Here is an 18,616-nt window from a genome sequence, read left to right as displayed (position 1 = left end):
ATTTTTTTATAGATAGGGGTAGCCATTAAATGGAGAAAGAATATGTTGTTATTGGGTTAGGCCGATTTGGTGGAAGTATTGTAAGAGAATTAAATGCATTAGATATGGATGTTATGGCAATTGATAGGGATGAGGCACGTGTCAATGAATATAGTGATATTGCAACGCATGCTGTAGTAGCTGATACTACAGATGAAGCAGTGATGAAAAGTTTAGGTATACGTAACTTTGATCATGTTATAGTTGCGATTGGTGAAAATATTCAATCTAGTACATTAACTACGCTAATTCTCAAAGAGTTAGGTGTTAAGAAAGTTACAGCTAAAGCTCAAAATGATTATCATGCTAAAATTTTAAATAAAATTGGTGCGGATACAGTTGTCCATCCTGAAAGAGATATGGGACGACGAATCGCTCATAATGTCGCAAGTGCTAGTGTTTTAGATTACCTTGAATTGGCAGATGAGCATTCACTAGTTGAATTAAAAGCAAGCGAAAAAATGACAGGCCAATCGATTATTGATTTGGATATTCGTGCGCAATTTGGAATTAATATAATAGCAATTAAACGAGGCAAGGAAATTGTTGTATCGCCAGACCCGTCTATGAATATAGAATTTGGAGATATATTGATTATGATCGGACACGATAATGATTTAAATCGTTTTGAAAAGAAAATTGTAAGATAAATGTTGCATCACAACTATTAAATGACTACTAAATAAAAAGGCTATTGATTTCATATTTAGTAACATTGATATTTGTGATGTTTTTATAAACAGTTAGAAGAATTTAAAAATCAGCAACATATTTTAAGAATAAGATGATGGAGTGATGATTCTACTAAATGAGATATGTATTAATAGTATTAGGAATAGTATTTACTGTAATCGCGTTCATAGGGGCAGTATTACCATTACTACCTACGACACCTTTTCTAATTTTAGCAGCGATTTGTTTTACTAATAGTTCCCGGAAATTCAAAATATGGCTTGAAAGCACTCAAATTTATAAAAATTATGTTGAAAATTTAAAAAAGTACAAAGGGTATACTATGAAAGAAAAAATAAGAATACTTATAAGTTTATATATAGTAGTTGGTTTTTCTATTTTTATGATTTCAAACTTATATATTCGAATTGGATTAGTGATAATGGTCGTGATTCAAACAATTGTATTATTTACATTTGTTAAAACGTTGCCAGCAAATTTTAATCAAGAGAAAGATTCATAGATGAAATTCCAAAAAAAATCCGTAGATGAATATTATGATTCATTTACGGATTTCTCTATGTGAAGTGCATCATTATATTTAATCTTCGTTTACTTTCATAATTACAGGTAAAATCATTGGGCGACGAGCAGTTTTATCGTATAGATAAGGTTGTAATGTCTCAATGATTGAAGATTTAATTTGATGCCATTGAATATTTGGATTAGCATTTAATTTAGAAATCACGTCGGTTTTAATTTTGCGTTGAGCGTCATAAATTAATTGACCTGATTCACGCATGTACACAAAACCACGAGAAATGATATCTGGACCTGAAAGTAATTTATTAGTGTTGAAATCAATACTAACCACTACAATGACTAATCCTTCTTCAGATAATAATTTACGATCACGAATAACAACGTTACCTATATCACCAATTCCACTACCATCTACTAACACATTACCAGAAGGTATGCGACCGGCTTTACGAGCAGAGTCATGTGTTAATGCGAGTACATCACCGATATCAAAGATAAAGACGTTCTCTTCTTTAACACCACAGTCGACACCCGTTTGTCCATGCGCTTTAAGCATACGATATTCACCGTGTATTGGTAAGAAAAATTTCGGTTGAATCAAGCGAAGCATAAGTTGTTGATCGCCTTGAGAACCGTGACCTGATGTATGGATATTTGAAATTTTACTATGGATAACATCAGCACCAGCTTTATATAATGCATTAATCGTGCGATTGATGCTCTTAGTGTTACCTGGAATAGGTGATGAACTAAATACAACAGTATCATCAGGTATAATTTTAATTTGCTTATGAGTTCCATTTGCAATTCGTGATAAAGCCGCCATCGGTTCACCTTGAGATCCTGTACATAAAATTAGTAATTCATGTTTTGGAATGTTGTTAATCTTATTTGGTTCAACAAAAGTTTCTGGCGGTGCTTTAATATAGCCTAATTCCATACCGATTTTAATATTATTTTCCATGGAACGACCAAATGTTACTATTTTACGATTGTATTTAATAGCAGCCTCAACCGCTTGTTGTACACGGTAAATGTTAGAAGCAAATGTAGCAAATATAATACGTCCTTTACAGTTACGGAAGATTTTATCTACATTTTGACCTACTTCACGTTCACTTAATGTGAAATCAGGTACTAATGCATTTGTTGAGTCAGATAATAGACATAATACGCCTTCTTTACCCAATTCTGCCATTTTAGCAATATTCGCAGGTTCGCCTACAGGAGTGAAATCAAATTTAAAGTCACCTGTATGAACAATCTTACCTTCAGGTGTATCAATTATTACACCATAAGCTTCAGGAATACTATGTGTAGTTAAGTAAAATGATATTTCAAAGTGTTTAGACTTAATAACACTATCTTCTGTAATCTCATTTAATGAAGCATTACGTAATAAGTTGTGTTCGTCTAACTTGTTGCGAATTAATCCTAATGCTAATGGACCGCCATAGATAGGTACATTAATTTGCTTTAATAGGTAGGGCACACCACCTATATGGTCTTCATGTCCATGTGTAATGAATAGACCGACAATTTTGTCTTGATTTTGTTCGAGGTAAGTGTAATCAGGAATTACATAATCAATCCCTAATAAATTATCATCAGGGAATTTTATTCCGGCATCAATGATAACAATTTCATTTTTATATTCGATAGCATAAGTGTTTTTACCGACTTCACCCAAGCCACCTAAAGCATATACACCTACTTCGTTAGCATGTAATTGCTTCATTATTGAGCATTCTCCACGTTAAAATGATCAGAATGTTCTTTTTCATATTCTAAATGTGCGCCCTCTAATTTAGTAATGAATTCGATATTGTAATTGCGGTCTTTTAAATAACGTCTTACTTGTTCTTCTGTTTCACCTTCAACATAAATCGTATTTGTGTTTTCACGAACGATTACTTCGTCTTTATTATGTTGGAAAAATACTTTAAATACTGCCATATTGGATAGTTCCTCCTAAATTTAAACATCTAAATTGATTATATTAATCTGAACCCTAATATATTAACTTGATACATCAAATCTTGTTGATTACGACAATAGGAATTGCTTCATAAATCATAAATAAGAAGATAAATTTATCTGTATAAATAATGATTTTAAAGTCACTTGATGATTGTCGACCTAGTGATATACATTCATATAAATATCTTGTAAATTTGACTCTCAAGCTTTCACTAAGGTAATTGTTAATGTCGTTCATTATTTGAAAATTAGCGTTAAACTAAGATTTCAGTTACTACTCATTTTACCTTATGTATATAAATAAATAAAGCAGTTTATATCTCTTCATTACTTCATCAACGTTATATATTTTTTAAAAATTATTAAAAGTAATAAATTCAATTTAACAGCCATAATACAAATAAAAAACTCAAACTAGTTCCATCATTGAAAATAGTTTGAGCAAATAAAATTGTTAAAAGTTATACTTCAACAGAATCAGGTAGTGGAGTTAATGGATTATCTTGATCAATATAGTCATAGAACATAACACCATTTAAATGATCAATCTCATGTTGGAATATAATTGCTGGGTAACCTTTTAATCTCAATTTAACTTCGTTACCATCAATGTCTAACGCTTTAATTGTTACTCTGAAATGTCTATGAACTAAACCAGGGATATTTTCATCCACACTTAAGCAACCTTCTCCAGTAGGTAAATAAGCACGTTGAACACTGTGACTCATAATTTTAGGATTAACTAGCATATAGTCATAAGCTTTTCCATTTCCATCATCAGGTAAATAGACAGCAATCATTCGTTTTGAAACATTAATCTGTGGGGCGGCTAGACCTACACCAGAACGTAAACCATATTTTTTTGCAATGTCATCATCTTGACTATTAATTAAAAATTGACGCATTTCTTTTAATGTACTTTTATCTTCATCAGAAAGAGGCAAACTTACGTCTTCAGCTTTAGCACGTAACGTAGGATGACCATCTCTTATAATATCTTTCATTGTTAACATGTCATACACCTTCCTTACAATAAAATATAACAGAAAAATGAATAATAAGTACATTATCTTATTTCATTTGATTTATAAAGTATAATTCTATATTATTACAGTCGAATGACTACTAGGAGGTTTACACTCAATGAAATTACGTAAAACAGTTGCGGTAGTAGCAGCATCAACTATTTTATTAGCAGGCTGTACAACAGATAAAAAAGAAGTTAAAGCGTATAATGAAAATATTCAAAAAGCTTTTGATAAAGAGCAATCAATCAATAGCATTAGCAAAAAATTAAACTCACTTGAGGAAAAGAAGCAAGGTTTATATAAAAAAGCTAATAGTGATAACGAGGATACTCGTAAGAAAGCTGCTGATGATATTCTTGAAAATATCAAACAGAGACAAGAAACATTCGATAAAGAAGTATCAACTTTAAATGATTCTGAAAAACAGTTTAAAAAAGGCGAGTCACATATTGATGAAATTAAAAGTGATGATAAGAAAAAAGAAGTTAAACAATTAGACGATGCTGTAAAAAATAAATATAAAGTTCATGATGAATATGCAAGTGCGTATAAAAATGTCTTGGAAAAAGAAAAAGACTTGTTCGAACTTATTAAACAAGATGGTGTAACTCAATCGCAAGTTGATGAAAAAAATGATGCATTGAATAAAGCTCAGAAGAATTTCCAAAATAAATTTAAAGATTATTCAAAAGCTATGAACACAGTTAATAAAGAAAAACAAGATGTTGATAATCTGTAGCAATATAAGCATTAGTACAGATTAGTTGATTGGAATGATACAGTTGTAAAAAACTGTATCTTTTTTAGTAATACAGAACTTTACTAAAATATTTAACAGTATAAATAAATTGTGGTACACTATGAGAGGATAAAATGAATTTCTATTATATGGGAAAGGTATGGTGAATTGAATGGCTCCTAAGTTACAAGCCCAATTCGATGCAGTAAAAGTATTAAATGATACTCAGTCGAAATTTGAAATGGTTCAAATTTTGGATGTAGATGGTAATGTCGTAAATGAAGACTTAGTACCTGATTTAACTGATGAACAACTAGTAGAATTAATGGAAAGAATGGTATGGACACGTATTCTTGACCAACGTTCTATTTCATTAAACAGACAAGGACGTTTAGGTTTCTATGCGCCTACAGCTGGACAAGAAGCTTCTCAATTAGCTTCACAATATGCTTTAGAAAAAGAGGACTTCATCTTACCTGGTTACCGTGATGTGCCACAAATCATTTGGCATGGTTTACCATTAACTGAAGCTTTCTTATTCTCAAGAGGACACTTCAAAGGAAATCAATTCCCTGAAGGTGTTAATGCATTCAGTCCACAAATCATTATCGGTGCTCAATACATTCAAACTGCTGGTGTAGCATTCGGTATTAAAAAACGTGGTAAAAAAGCAGTTGCTATCACATACACTGGTGACGGCGGTTCTTCACAAGGTGACTTCTATGAAGGTATCAACTTTGCTTCTGCTTATAAAGCGCCAGCAATTTTTGTTATCCAAAACAATAACTATGCTATTTCTACACCACGTAGTAAACAAACAGCAGCAACTTCATTAGCTCAAAAAGCTATTGCAGTAGGTATTCCAGGTATCCAAGTTGATGGTATGGATGCATTAGCTGTATATCAAGCTACTAAAGAAGCTCGTGATCGTGCTATTAATGGTGAAGGTCCAACATTAATTGAAACTATGACTTACCGTTATGGTCCACATACAATGGCTGGAGATGACCCAACTCGTTATAGAACTTCAGATGAAGATGCAGATTGGGAGAAAAAAGACCCATTAGTTCGTTTCAGAAAATTCCTTGAAAACAAAGGATTATGGAACGAAGAAAAAGAAAATGAAGTTATTGAACGTGCTAAAGACGACATCAAGAAAGCTATCAAAGAGGCTGATAATACTCCAAAACAAACAGTTATTGACTTAATGGATATCATGTACGAAGATATGCCTCAAAACTTAGCTGAACAATATGAAATTTACAAAGAGAAGGAGTCGAAATAAGCCATGGCACAAATGACAATGGTTCAAGCGATTAATAATGCGCTTAAAACTGAATTGCAAAATGACGAAAACGTATTAGTTTTCGGTGAAGACGTTGGTGTTAACGGCGGTGTATTCCGTGTAACTGAAGGTTTACAAAAAGAATTCGGTGAAGACCGTGTATTCGATACACCATTAGCTGAATCAGGTATCGGTGGTTTAGCTCTTGGTTTAACTGTTGAAGGTTTCCGTCCTGTAATGGAAATCCAATTTCTTGGTTTCGTATTTGAAGTATTTGACGAAGTTGCAGGTCAAATTGCTCGTACACGTTTCCGTTCAGGTGGTTCAAAAGTAGCACCTGTTACAATCCGTGCACCATTCGGTGGTGGTGTTCATACTCCTGAACTTCACGCTGATAACTTAGAAGGTATTTTAGCTCAATCACCTGGTATTAAAGTAGTTATTCCTTCAGGTCCATATGATGCTAAAGGTTTATTACTTTCATCAATCAGATCTAATGACCCAGTTGTATATTTGGAACATATGAAATTATATCGTTCATTCCGTGAAGAAGTTCCTGAAGAAGAATATACAATTGACATCGGTAAAGCTAATGTGAAAAAAGAAGGTAACGACATCACATTAATCGCTTACGGTGCAATGGTTCAAGAATCTGAAAAAGCTGCTGAAGAATTAGAAAAAGAAGGTTACTCAGTTGAAGTTATTGACTTACGTACTGTACAACCTATCGACATCGATACTTTAGTTGCATCAGTTGAAAAAACTGGCCGTGCTGTAGTAGTTCAAGAAGCTCAACGTCAAGCTGGTGTTGGTGCTACTGTAGCTGCTGAATTAGCTGAACGTGCTATTCTTTCATTAGAAGCACCAATCGCTGGTGTGGCTGCTGCTGATACAGTATATCCATTTACACAAGCTGAAAATGTTTGGTTACCAAACAAAAACGATATCATTGAAAAAGCTAAAGCAACTTTAGAATTCTAATATTTTAGCTTATCAATTAGCTAGCAAGCAGACTTATAGGAAGTAAGTAAAATGTTTACTTTTTACTCTATGTGTGAATAAGTAAGTGTAAACTAGAGATTTAGGGCAAAATAGTTTGAGTTTAGGCTTTCAAATTATTCTGTCCTTGCTCTATGTTATAAATTTATTAAATGATGAATAAGAAATCTAGGAGGACAAGAACGTGGCATTTGAATTTAGATTACCCGACATTGGTGAAGGTATCCACGAAGGTGAAATTGTAAAATGGTTTGTTAAAGCCGGAGATACAATTGAAGAAGATGATGTATTAGCAGAGGTTCAAAATGACAAATCTGTAGTTGAAATCCCATCTCCTGTTAGCGGTACTGTTGAAGAAGTTGTAGTTGACGAAGGTACTGTAGCAGTTGTAGGTGATGTTGTTGTCAAAATCGATGCACCTGATGCAGAAGATATGCAATTTAAAGGTGGTCACGATGACGATGCTTCATCTGAAGAAGCACCAGCTCAAGAAGAAGCTAAAACTGAAGAAGCACCAGCAGCATCAGCTTCACAAGATGAAGAAGTAGATGAAAATAGACAAATCAAAGCTATGCCATCTGTTCGTAAATATGCACGTGAAAAAGGCGTTAACATCAAAGCAGTAGCTGGTTCAGGTAAAAATGGTCGTATTACTAAAGAAGATATCGATAACCACTTAAATGGTGGCGGTGCTCAAGCAGCAACAACATCAAATGAAAGTGCAGCTGCTTCAACATCAGAAGATACTTCTGCAGTTCAAACTCAATCAGTACCTGAAGGAGACTTCCCTGAAACTACTGAAAAAATCCCAGCAATGCGTAGAGCAATTGCGAAAGCAATGGTTAACTCAAAACACACTGCTCCTCACGTAACATTAATGGATGAAATTGATGTTCAAGATTTATGGGATCACCGTAAAAAATTCAAAGAAGTTGCAGCTGAACAAGGTACTAAATTAACTTTCTTACCTTATGTTGTTAAAGCATTAGTTTCTGCACTTAAAAAATACCCAGCACTTAACACTTCATTCAATGAAGAAGCTGGCGAAATTGTACACAAACATTACTGGAATATTGGTATTGCTGCTGATACTGACAGAGGCTTATTAGTTCCTGTAGTTAAAAATGCAGACCGTAAATCAATCTTCCAAATTTCAGATGAAATCAACGAATTAGCAGTTAAAGCTCGTGATGGTAAATTAACATCTGATGAAATGAAAGGTGCAACATGCACAATCAGTAATATCGGTTCAGCTGGTGGACAATGGTTCACTCCAGTTATCAACCACCCAGAAGTAGCTATCTTAGGTATTGGCCGTATTGCTCAAAAACCTATCGTTAAAGATGGTGAAATCGTAGCAGCTCCAGTATTAGCTTTATCATTAAGCTTTGACCACAGACAAATTGATGGTGCAACTGGACAAAACGCTATGAATCACATCAAACGCTTATTAAATAATCCAGAATTATTATTAATGGAGGGGTAAAACATGGTAGTTGGAGATTTCCCAATTGAAACAGATACTATTGTAATCGGAGCAGGTCCTGGTGGATATGTTGCAGCAATTCGCGCAGCACAATTAGGACAAAAAGTTACTATCGTTGAGAAAGGTAACTTAGGTGGCGTATGCTTAAACGTTGGTTGTATTCCTTCAAAAGCATTATTACACGCTTCACACCGCTTTGTAGAAGCTCAACACTCTGAAAACTTAGGTGTTATCGCTGAAAGCGTATCACTTAAATTCGACAAAGTTCAAGAATTCAAAAAATCAGTTGTAAACAAATTAACTGGTGGTGTTGAAGGCTTATTAAAAGGTAATAAAGTTGAGATTGTAAAAGGTGAAGCTTATTTCGTTGATAATAACAGCTTACGCGTTATGGATGAAAAAAGTGCACAAACTTACAATTTCAAACACGCTATTATCGCAACAGGTTCTAGACCAATTGAAATTCCTAACTTTGAATTTGGTAAACGTGTTATCGATTCAACAGGTGCATTAAACCTACAAGAAGTTCCAGGTAAATTAGTCGTTGTAGGTGGCGGTTACATTGGTTCAGAACTTGGTACTGCATTTGCTAACTTTGGTTCAGACGTTACAATTTTAGAAGGCGCTAAAGAAATTCTTGGCGGATTCGAAAAACAAATGGTTCAACCAGTTAAAAAAGGCATGAAAGAAAAAGGCGTTGAAATCATTACTGAAGCAATGGCTAAAAATGCTGAAGAAACTGAAAAGGGCGTTAAAGTTACTTATGAAGCTAAAGGTGAAGAAAAAACTATCGAAGCTGATTATGTATTAGTAACTGTTGGTCGTCGTCCAAACACAGACGAATTAGGTTTAGAAGAGTTAGGACTTAAATTCGCAGATCGTGGATTATTAGAAGTAGATAAACAAAGCCGTACTTCTATCGACAATATTTATGCAATTGGTGATATCGTTCCTGGTTTACCACTTGCTCATAAAGCAAGTTATGAAGCTAAAGTAGCTGCTGAAGCTATCTCTGGTCAAGCATCAGAAGTAGACTACATTGGTATGCCAGCTGTATGTTTCACTGAACCAGAATTAGCTCAAGTAGGTTACACAGAAGCACAAGCTAAAGAAGAAGGTTTAGACTACAAAGCTTCTAAATTCCCTTATGCTGGTAACGGCCGTGCTTTATCATTAGATGATACAACTGGTTTCGTTAAACTTATCACACTTAAAGAAGACGATACTGTTATCGGTGCACAAATTGCCGGTAATGGCGCTTCAGATATCATTTCTGAATTAGGTTTAGCTATCGAAGCTGGTATGAATGCTGAAGATATCGCATTAACAGTACATGCTCACCCAACATTAGGTGAAATGTCTATGGAAGCTGCTGAAAAAGCAATTGGAATGCCAATCCACACAATGTAATTTTTAGTCAAACTGACTAACTATATAGATCGAATAACTTTAATTAGATTTGATTGAGGTTATTTGACATCCAAGAGGGGTGCAACTCAAGTTCATGTTTGAACTTAGTTTCACCCCTTTTTTATAATTATTTAACCAAAAAAGGGTAATAGATTACTAATAGCTAATACAATGAATGGAGGAATAAAATGGAATACCAATATCCACTAGACTTAGATTGGTCTAATGAAGAAATGGTTGATGTGATTGCTTTCTTTAATAAAATTGAAAATTATTATGAAAACTCGGTTAACGGTCAAGACTTAATGAATCATTATAAACGATTCAAAGAAATTGTTCCCGGCAAAGCAGAAGAAAAGCAATTATTTAAAGAATTTGAAGAAAAAAGTAATTATAATAGTTATAAAGTTGTACAAGAAGTAAAGAATAATCCCGAATTAACAACATTCAGTGCAAAATAACTTATAACGATTTAACGTTAATTATTAAAAATCATAATATCTACATCATTAATTTTAATTAATTTCAAAAAAGTATTGAAGTTAAAGCTATATTTTGTTACTTTTATTAAGCATTAAACAAAATGTTTAATATTACTAAACAAAGTATAGCTTTTTTAAGGTGATTAGCGATGCAAATTGGAAATAAATTACGTAATTTAAGACGTCAAAAGAATTTAACGCAAGAAGAGCTAGCAGAACGAACAGATTTATCAAAAGGGTATATATCTCAAATTGAGAGTCAACATGCTTCTCCTAGTATGGAAACATTTTTAAATATTCTAGAAGTGTTAGGTACTTCTCCTAGTGATTTTTTTAAAGAGAAGTCAAAAGAAAAAGTGCTATACACTAAAAATGAACGAACTATTTATGACGAATATGATAGAGGTTATGTACTTAATTGGTTGGTAATGAAATCTAATGAATTTGAAATGGAACCGCTCATATTATCATTAAAACCAGGTGCGTCTTATAAACATTTTGATCCATCTGAGTCAGATACATTTATTTATTGCTTAAAAGGGTGTGTAACACTTACATTAGGAAATTCACGATATCAGGCAAATGAACAAGATGTTTTATATTTTAGGGCTAATGAAATACATCAATTACATAATGAAACAACCGATGAAATTGAAATTTTAATTGTTGCGACAGCATCATATTTATAAAGGGGGAGTATAGTAATGGAGCCATTGTTATCTTTTAAAGGTGTGACAAAAGGTTTTGACGATGTAACGATATTAAACAAAATGGATTTAGAGATTGAGTCAGGACATTTTTATACATTACTAGGTCCTTCAGGTTGTGGTAAAACCACAATATTAAAACTTATAGCTGGGTTCGAACAACCAGATGATGGAGATATTATATATTTAAATAAATCAATAGGTGATTTACCTGCAAATAAAAGAAAGGTAAACACTGTTTTCCAAGATTATGCTTTATTCCCGCATTTAAATGTTTATGACAATATTGCTTTTGGTTTAAAGTTGAAAAAGCATTCCAAAAAAGATATTGATAAAAAAGTAATAGATGCATTAAAACTAGTAAAATTATCAGGGTATGAACAACGAAATATTAATGAAATGAGTGGCGGTCAAAAGCAACGCGTTGCTATCGCAAGAGCAATAGTTAATGAGCCAGAAATTTTATTATTAGATGAATCTCTATCTGCTTTGGATTTAAAATTAAGAACTGAAATGCAGTATGAATTGCGTGAATTACAAAAACGTTTAGGAATTACCTTCATATTTGTTACTCACGATCAAGAAGAAGCATTAGCGCTCAGTGATTACATATTTGTTATGAAAGATGGTAAAATTCAACAATTTGGTACACCTACAGATATTTATGATGAACCGGTCAATCGTTTTGTAGCTGATTTTATAGGTGAATCCAATATTGTTGAGGGTAAAATGGTTGAGGATTTCGTAGTAAATATATATGGTCAAGATTTTGAATGTGTAGATGCTGGTATACCCTCAGGCAAAAATGTCGAAGTCGTCATTAGACCTGAAGATATTTCATTAATAGAAGCAGACAAAGGGTTATTTAAAGCTACTGTTGATTCAATGCTATTTAGAGGCGTTCATTATGAAATTTGTTGCATTGATAGAAAAGGATATGAATGGGTCATACAGACAACTAAAAAAGCAGAAGTTGGAAGCGAAGTAGGACTCTATTTTGACCCTGAGGCAATACACATCATGGTTCCAGGTGAAACAGAAGAGGAATTTGATAAACGTATTGAAAGTTATGAGGAGTTTGACAATGCGTAATATAAATAAAGTGCTAATCATTCCATATTTATTATGGATGGTGTTATTCATAATAGTGCCGGTTATTTTACTTGTATATTTCTCATTCACTGATTTAAATGGTCATTTTAGTTTGACAAACTATGAACAAATATTATCGATGAAATATTTAAAAATGATGTGGGATTCGATTTTTTACGCAGCATTAATTACTATAATCACTCTATTAATTAGCTACCCTGCTGCTTATTTTATTCGTTCGTCAAAAAACCAAAATATGTGGTTGCTCATTTTAATTATTCCGACGTGGATAAATCTATTACTTAAAACATATGCTTTTATTGGTTTACTAAGCCATGAGGGTTTAATAAATAGATTTCTAAATTTTATTCATTTACCTTCGGCTAATCTATTATTTACACCGGGTGCATTTTTATTAGTAGCAAGCTATATTTATATACCATTTATGATTTTACCTATATTTAATAGTATGAAAGCTATCCCAAATAATTTATTACAAGCTTCTAGTGACTTAGGGGCTAGTCCATTTACTACATTTAGAAAAGTTATCGTACCTCTAACTAAAGAAGGTGTCATGACAGGCATTCAAGTAACATTTATTCCAGCATTATCGCTATTCATGATTACAAGATTAATTGCAGGTAATAAAGTTATCAATATTGGTACATCGATTGAAGAACAATTCCTAGTTATTCAGAATTACGGTATGGGTTCTACAATCGCCATATTCTTGATTGTATTTATGGCATTTATTTTAATCATTACTAAATCGAAATCTACGGACGAAAGAAGGAGAATTAAATGAAGTGGTATGGAAAATTATATATTGGCATTTTATTAGCTATATTATATATTCCGATATTTTTCCTTATGTTTTATTCATTTAATTCAGCGGGAAATATGATTCATTTTGAGCATTTTACTTTGGAACATTACCAAAGTCTATTTCAGAATGATCGTCTGATGTCTGTAATTTTTAATACGGTAGCAGTTGCGCTATTAGCAGCTGCAATTTCTACCATAATAGGAACATTTGGTGCCATTTCATTATATTATTTAAGAAATAAAAAATTTAAAGTAACATTATTAACGCTTAATAATGTGCTAATGGTTTCGTCTGATGTAGTTATTGGTGCCTCATTTTTAATTATGTTTACAGCAATAGGGCATTTAACTGGTTTAGGACTAGGTTTTGGAACAGTGTTAGCGTCGCATATTGCATTTTGCATTCCTATCGTAGTTATCGTAGTGTTACCACAGTTATATGAAATGAATAATAATATTTTAAATGCTGCACGTGATTTAGGTGCTACGGAATCACAAATACTTGGACGTGTATTAATACCTAATTTAATGCCTTCAATTATAGGTGGATTCTTTATGGCGCTAACATACTCTTTAGATGATTTTACAGTAAGTTTCTTTGTAACCGGTAATGGCTTTAGTGTATTATCTGTAGAAGTTTACGCTATGGCACGTAAAGGTATTAGTATGGAAATAAATGCAATTTCAACTATTTTATTTGCAGCTATTGTATTAGGGATTGTTGGTTATTATGCAATACAACATACAGTTAAGAGACGACAATTAACTAAGCGAGGTGTAAATCAGTGAAGCAATTTTTACAGTTAATATTAGGAGCAATTGTCGTTGGATTAATATGCTTAGGTATAAGTCACTGGTTTAAATCGCAGGATAATACTAGTACTGGTGAAAAGATATACGTGTATAATTGGGGAGAATATATAGACCCCACTTTAATTAAACAATTTGAGAAAGAAACAGGTATTCAAGTTATATATGAAACGTTTGATTCTAATGAGGCCATGGAAGCTAAAATTAGAAATGGTGGAACCCACTATGATGTGGCTTTTCCTAGTGAATATACCGTTCAGAAATTGAAGCGTGAAAATTTATTGGAACCACTAGATCATAGTAAAATTCCAAATATAAAAAATTTAGATTCTGATTACATGAACATGTCATATGATAGACATAATAAGTATTCACTACCTTATTTCTTTGGTACTGTAGGCATCTTATATAATAAAGAGGTTTACCCAAATGAAGACTTTAGTAGTTGGCAAGCATTATATCAGCCTAAATATAAAAACGATATTTTATTAGTTGATGGTGCACGAGAAATTATGGGATTAGCTTTGAACAAATTAGGATATAGTTTAAATGATACAAATCCAAGTCATTTAAAAGAAGCAGAGAAAGATTTGAATCACCTTACACCACAGGTTAGTGGCGTTGTTGGAGACGAAGTCACAATGATGCTTGAACAAAATGAGGGGAATATTGCAGTAGTATGGAGTGGTGTTGCAGCTCCTTTAGTACAAGATAGTGACAAATATAATTATGTTATTCCAAAAGAAGGATCTAACCTATGGTTTGATAATATGGTTATTCCTAAAACCGCTCAGAATAAAGAAGGGGCTTATAAATTTATGAATTTCCTTCTTGATGCTAAAAATAATAAACAAAATACAGAATGGGTCGGATATGCTACACCTAATAAAGCGGCTCGTCAGTTGTTACCTAAAGAAGTTAGAGATGATCATCGTTTCTATCCTACTCAAAAAGAGCAATCACGATTAGAAGTCTATAAAGATTTAGGTCCTAAAACTTTAGGAGAATATAACGAAAGTTTCTTAAACTTTAAAATGTCTTTAAAATAGACTATAAATAGTAGTTATTTTATAATGAATTAGATATAATTATTTGATAAGTAAAATAAGGAGTTGTAATACATGTCAGGAGAACGTTACACGCAAATCAAACGGCCTGTGAGTCGTCTGACTGAAAAACTTTTAGGTTGGTTTAGTTGGATTTTCTTACTTATATTGACGGTTATTACAATGTTTATTGCACTCGTGTCATTTAGTAATGATACATCAATTCAAAATCTTGAAAACTCAATGAATAGTAATGAACTAATTCAGCAAATTTTAACAAATAATAGTTTAAATACAACACAATTTGTAATTTGGTTACAAAATGGTGTATGGGCAATTATTGTTTATTTCATAGTGTGTTTGCTTATTTCATTTTTAGCACTTATATCTATGAATATGAGAATACTTTCTGGATTCTTGTTTTTAATTGCCTCAACTATTACATTGCCATTAGTATTATTATTCGTAACATTAATCATTCCTATTTTCTTCTTTATTATTGCAATCATGATGTTTGTAAGGAAGAGCAAGGTCGAAACAGTGCCTATGTATGGTCCATCACACGGCTATGAAAATCAATATTATCCTAGAGATGAATATGATGATCGTTATTATGGATCTGATAGAAATATTAATGATGACTATGATTACGACGATCATAATCAATATAATGATTATGATGAAGATTATGTTGAATCACCGCGTAAAACCAAAAAATCTGAACGTCGTACACGTCGTAAAAAGCCTTATTACAATAATGATATCGATAGTAATTATCGAGATAACAACTACGATGAAACAACGATTCGTAATGATGGAGAGCAAGATTTAGCAACTGATACTGAGGAAGATAAATATAATCAATATCCAAAACGTGCAATTACTGGAGAGTATCCATCGGATGCTGATGATGCTGAAGCAACGGGAGTACTCTCTAGACAGGCTAAATACAACAAAAAGGCGAATAAAAAATCACAATTTGATAACACTAGTGATGAAGAGTCTTACGATTTTGCTGAAAATGTAGTAGATACTGAGCCAAAAGTTGATAAAAGAGAAGAAAAAGCACAACGTAAGAGAGAAAAAGCTGAAATTAAAGCTAAGAAAAAAGAAAAGCGCAAAGCTTATAATCAACGTATGAAAGAGCGTCGTAAAAATCAACCAAGTGCTGTTAGTCAACGTCGTATGAACTATGAAGAACGTAAACAAATCTTGAATAAAGATGACATCGAATCAGAGAAAGACGTCAACAACCAAGAAGAAGATAATAAAAACTAATATACATTTAAAACGGTTGAGTCATATATGGCTTAACCGTTTTTGTGTCAATATCCACAATTTAATTCATGAAGTTAGTCGCAAACAGATTACAATTTTAGTATGATTTAATTAAATACTTTAATAATGGAGGCTAAGAAAGTGAGTAGAAAAGTAGAGTTAATTCTTGGATGGATTGCTTGTGGTTTAAGTATTATTTATTTAATTATGTCATCACTATCTTACTTAATGGTTAGTAATAACAATAATACTGAACAATATCAACAAATGCTAAAACAATTTGGAAATCAAGATGTTAAAGTTACACCTGAAATGGTCAACTTTGCTATGGCTTTTTCTATGGGAACATTAATCTTTTCAACGTTGTTAGGCATTATTGGTATGTTAATCATTAAAGGTCGTCCTATTTTAGCAGGTTGTCTTTTAATTGTCGCAGCATTAGTAGGTATATTTAATATGAGTTTAATTGCAGGAATATTGTGGATAGTTGTAGCAATCATGTTATTTGTTAAAAAGGATCCTAATCTACCTAAACAAAAACCTAAATCAACAAAAGTAAACATGGATGAATGGCAAACTGAAAAATCATATAATGAACGTAAGAAAGATGATCCATATATTTATTAAAATATAAAACTAAAATCTAACGACTTAGCATTTATAATGCTAAATCGTTAGATTTTTTTATAATTCTTTAAAGGTTTCTATTATTAGATAAATATTTAGGAAACTCAATATGATGATTAAACCCCAAGCACATATATTAACCCACTTTTTATTTTTAAACGGACCCATTAATTTTTCATTACTTGTGGCTAATTGCAGAGGTATTAATGAGAAAGGTAGTGCAATACTTAAGAACACTTGTGAAAATACTAGCAATTGTTCCATTTTAGACTCATTGCCCCGGAAAATAACAAGACATATTAAAACAGGTATGACAGCCAAACTTCTTGTGACTAAGCGTCTCATCCAATTTGGTATAGAAAGTTTTAAGAATCCTTCCATAACTATTTGACCTGCGAGTGTACCAGTGATTGTTGAATTCTGACCGGATGCTAATAATGCTATTGCGAATAGTGTACTCATTATACTTCCCATTACAACACCTAATACAGGTTGTGTTCTTAAAGCTTGATATAAATCATAGAAACCACCTAAGCTATTTGAATTGACGCCATAAAACAAAGCAGCCCCTAGAACAAGTAGTAAGCAATTTACAATAAATGCGATACTTAATTGAATGTTAGAATCAATTGTTGCGAATTTAATCGCTTGGGCTTTTTCAGTAAAGCTATGGCGATTATACTTACGTGATTGCACGATTGATGAGTGCAAATATAAATTATGAGGCATAATTGTAGCGCCAATAATACCTAATGCAATATACAAGATACTATGATTAGCAATAATTTGATAATGTGGAACAAATCCGTTAAGTATTTCAATTAAATTTGGAGATGAAATGTAAACTTCAAATACAAAAATCATTAGTACAGTAAAGATTAAAGTACCGACGATTGCTTCAATCTTTCTAAAACCAAATTTCATTATAAAAAGTAATAAAAATACGTCAAAAACTGTTATTAAAGCACCTATGATTAAAGGAATATTAAAAAGTAAATCCAAAGCAATCGCGCTTCCGATTACTTCAGCAATATCAGTGGCAATGATTGCAAGTTCAGCAATCACCCAAAATATAATTGCAGTTGGTTTGTTTAAATAATGACGAGTCATTTGTGCTAAATCTTTATCAGTAGCGATACCTAAACGAACAGTCATACTTTGTAACAACATTGCTGATAAGCTAGATATTAAAATTACAAATAATAAAGTATAACCAAATTGTGCGCCACCTTGCATTGATGTAATCCAATTTCCTGGATCCATATAACCAACAGCTACAAGTAAACCTGGTCCTAGAAAAGCTAAAAATTTCTGACTAGTACGTTGCGAGCCATTAAATTCGATTGTGCTATTAATTTCATCTAAACTACGTTGTCCTTTGTTGTCTATTACACCCATGAAAAAACTCCTTAAACTAATATATTTTATAATAATCTAACTTTATTTTTAGGTCAACCTAATAAAATTGGGTGTAAAAAAAAGTGGGACAGAAATAATATTTTCAAAATTTATATCGTTGTTTCCCCAGCTCGCTTAGCTTGTAGAATTTCATAATGAAATTCTTTTTG

General features: G+C 32.5%; 19 protein-coding genes. 15 read left to right on the top strand and 4 right to left on the bottom strand.

Features of this window, described 5'->3' with window-relative positions; translation table 11 throughout:
* The first annotated feature begins 29 nt into the window (after positions 1-29).
* Complete coding sequence (locus F1592_RS10300; RefSeq protein WP_011276142.1) at positions 30-689, top strand: potassium channel family protein; 660 nt, start codon at positions 30-32, stop codon at positions 687-689.
* Between the two features lie 158 nt (positions 690-847).
* On the top strand, positions 848-1,234 hold the full coding sequence (locus F1592_RS10295) for a YbaN family protein (RefSeq protein ID WP_053017963.1): 387 nt from the start codon (positions 848-850) through the stop codon (positions 1,232-1,234).
* 78 nt (positions 1,235-1,312) lie between these two features.
* Here F1592_RS10295 and rnjA read toward each other — a convergent pair whose 3' ends face one another.
* The 3 genes from rnjA to def all read right to left on the bottom strand — a co-directional run bounded on the left by rnjA (position 1,313) and on the right by def (position 4,247).
* On the bottom strand, positions 1,313-2,992 hold the full coding sequence (rnjA, locus tag F1592_RS10290; RefSeq protein ID WP_037535591.1) for a ribonuclease J1: 1,680 nt from the start codon (positions 2,990-2,992) through the stop codon (positions 1,313-1,315).
* Positions 2,992-3,210 carry a DNA-dependent RNA polymerase subunit epsilon gene (locus F1592_RS10285; RefSeq protein WP_002448185.1) on the bottom strand — a complete coding sequence of 73 codons (219 nt, stop codon included), beginning with the start codon at positions 3,208-3,210 and terminating at the stop codon, positions 2,992-2,994. Before F1592_RS10285 ends, rnjA begins: the two co-directional genes overlap by 1 nt.
* A 485-nt stretch (positions 3,211-3,695) precedes the next feature.
* Positions 3,696-4,247, bottom strand: a complete 552-nt coding sequence (def, locus tag F1592_RS10280; RefSeq protein WP_037535596.1) for a peptide deformylase — start codon at positions 4,245-4,247, stop codon at positions 3,696-3,698.
* 130 nt (positions 4,248-4,377) lie between these two features.
* Between def and F1592_RS10275 the strand changes: the two genes are divergently transcribed.
* The 13 genes from F1592_RS10275 (at position 4,378) to F1592_RS10215 (ending at position 17,048) form a co-directional block, all read left to right on the top strand.
* A complete protein-coding gene (locus F1592_RS10275; RefSeq protein ID WP_037535598.1) occupies positions 4,378-5,001 on the top strand; it encodes a YkyA family protein in 624 nt (207 codons plus the stop codon).
* Between the two features lie 172 nt (positions 5,002-5,173).
* Positions 5,174-6,286 carry a pyruvate dehydrogenase (acetyl-transferring) E1 component subunit alpha gene (gene pdhA / locus F1592_RS10270; protein ID WP_011276135.1) on the top strand — a complete coding sequence of 371 codons (1,113 nt, stop codon included), beginning with the start codon at positions 5,174-5,176 and terminating at the stop codon, positions 6,284-6,286.
* A gap of 3 nt (positions 6,287-6,289) precedes the next feature.
* Entirely contained in the window at positions 6,290-7,267 is a 978-nt protein-coding gene (locus F1592_RS10265; protein ID WP_149809520.1) for an alpha-ketoacid dehydrogenase subunit beta, read from the top strand.
* A 202-nt stretch (positions 7,268-7,469) separates the two neighbouring features.
* Positions 7,470-8,771 carry a dihydrolipoamide acetyltransferase family protein gene (locus F1592_RS10260; protein ID WP_149809521.1) on the top strand — a complete coding sequence of 434 codons (1,302 nt, stop codon included), beginning with the start codon at positions 7,470-7,472 and terminating at the stop codon, positions 8,769-8,771.
* Positions 8,772-8,774: 3 nt separating this feature from the next.
* A complete protein-coding gene (lpdA, locus tag F1592_RS10255) occupies positions 8,775-10,181 on the top strand; it encodes a dihydrolipoyl dehydrogenase (protein ID WP_149809522.1) in 1,407 nt (468 codons plus the stop codon).
* A gap of 188 nt (positions 10,182-10,369) precedes the next feature.
* Positions 10,370-10,642 (top strand): UPF0223 family protein, encoded by a 273-nt coding sequence (locus F1592_RS10250; RefSeq protein WP_053017966.1) that lies wholly within the window; start codon positions 10,370-10,372, stop codon positions 10,640-10,642.
* Positions 10,643-10,812: 170 nt separating this feature from the next.
* Positions 10,813-11,352, top strand: coding sequence for a helix-turn-helix domain-containing protein (locus F1592_RS10245; protein WP_011276130.1), 540 nt, complete (start codon positions 10,813-10,815; stop codon positions 11,350-11,352).
* A gap of 15 nt (positions 11,353-11,367) precedes the next feature.
* The gene (locus F1592_RS10240) at positions 11,368-12,462 is read left to right on the top strand and encodes an ABC transporter ATP-binding protein (protein WP_037535605.1); all 1,095 of its coding nucleotides are present in this window, start codon (positions 11,368-11,370) and stop codon (positions 12,460-12,462) included.
* Entirely contained in the window at positions 12,455-13,267 is an 813-nt protein-coding gene (locus F1592_RS10235; RefSeq protein ID WP_053017967.1) for an ABC transporter permease, read from the top strand. Before F1592_RS10240 ends, F1592_RS10235 begins: the two co-directional genes overlap by 8 nt.
* Positions 13,264-14,076 carry an ABC transporter permease gene (locus tag F1592_RS10230; RefSeq protein ID WP_037535611.1) on the top strand — a complete coding sequence of 271 codons (813 nt, stop codon included), beginning with the start codon at positions 13,264-13,266 and terminating at the stop codon, positions 14,074-14,076. The genes F1592_RS10235 and F1592_RS10230 overlap by 4 nt, the downstream gene beginning before the upstream one ends.
* On the top strand, positions 14,073-15,146 hold the full coding sequence (locus F1592_RS10225) for an ABC transporter substrate-binding protein (protein WP_149809523.1): 1,074 nt from the start codon (positions 14,073-14,075) through the stop codon (positions 15,144-15,146). The genes F1592_RS10230 and F1592_RS10225 overlap by 4 nt, the downstream gene beginning before the upstream one ends.
* A 72-nt stretch (positions 15,147-15,218) precedes the next feature.
* Positions 15,219-16,421: a lipoteichoic acid stability factor AuxB gene (gene auxB / locus F1592_RS10220; protein WP_149809524.1), complete on the top strand. Its 1,203-nt coding sequence runs from the start codon at positions 15,219-15,221 to the stop codon at positions 16,419-16,421.
* Between the two features lie 141 nt (positions 16,422-16,562).
* Positions 16,563-17,048: a DUF4064 domain-containing protein gene (locus F1592_RS10215; RefSeq protein WP_053017970.1), complete on the top strand. Its 486-nt coding sequence runs from the start codon at positions 16,563-16,565 to the stop codon at positions 17,046-17,048.
* A gap of 57 nt (positions 17,049-17,105) precedes the next feature.
* On the opposite strand, the gene F1592_RS10210 is transcribed toward F1592_RS10215, so the two are convergent.
* Positions 17,106-18,446, bottom strand: coding sequence for an Nramp family divalent metal transporter (locus F1592_RS10210; protein WP_053017971.1), 1,341 nt, complete (start codon positions 18,444-18,446; stop codon positions 17,106-17,108).
* Positions 18,447-18,616 lie beyond the last annotated feature (170 nt).

Source organism: Staphylococcus sp. GDX7P312P, assembly GCF_008385775.1.
Taxonomy (GTDB): Bacteria; Bacillota; Bacilli; order Staphylococcales; family Staphylococcaceae; genus Staphylococcus; species Staphylococcus haemolyticus.
Note: the sequence above shows the minus strand (reverse complement) of the source record. Positions and strands in the feature narration are given on the sequence as shown.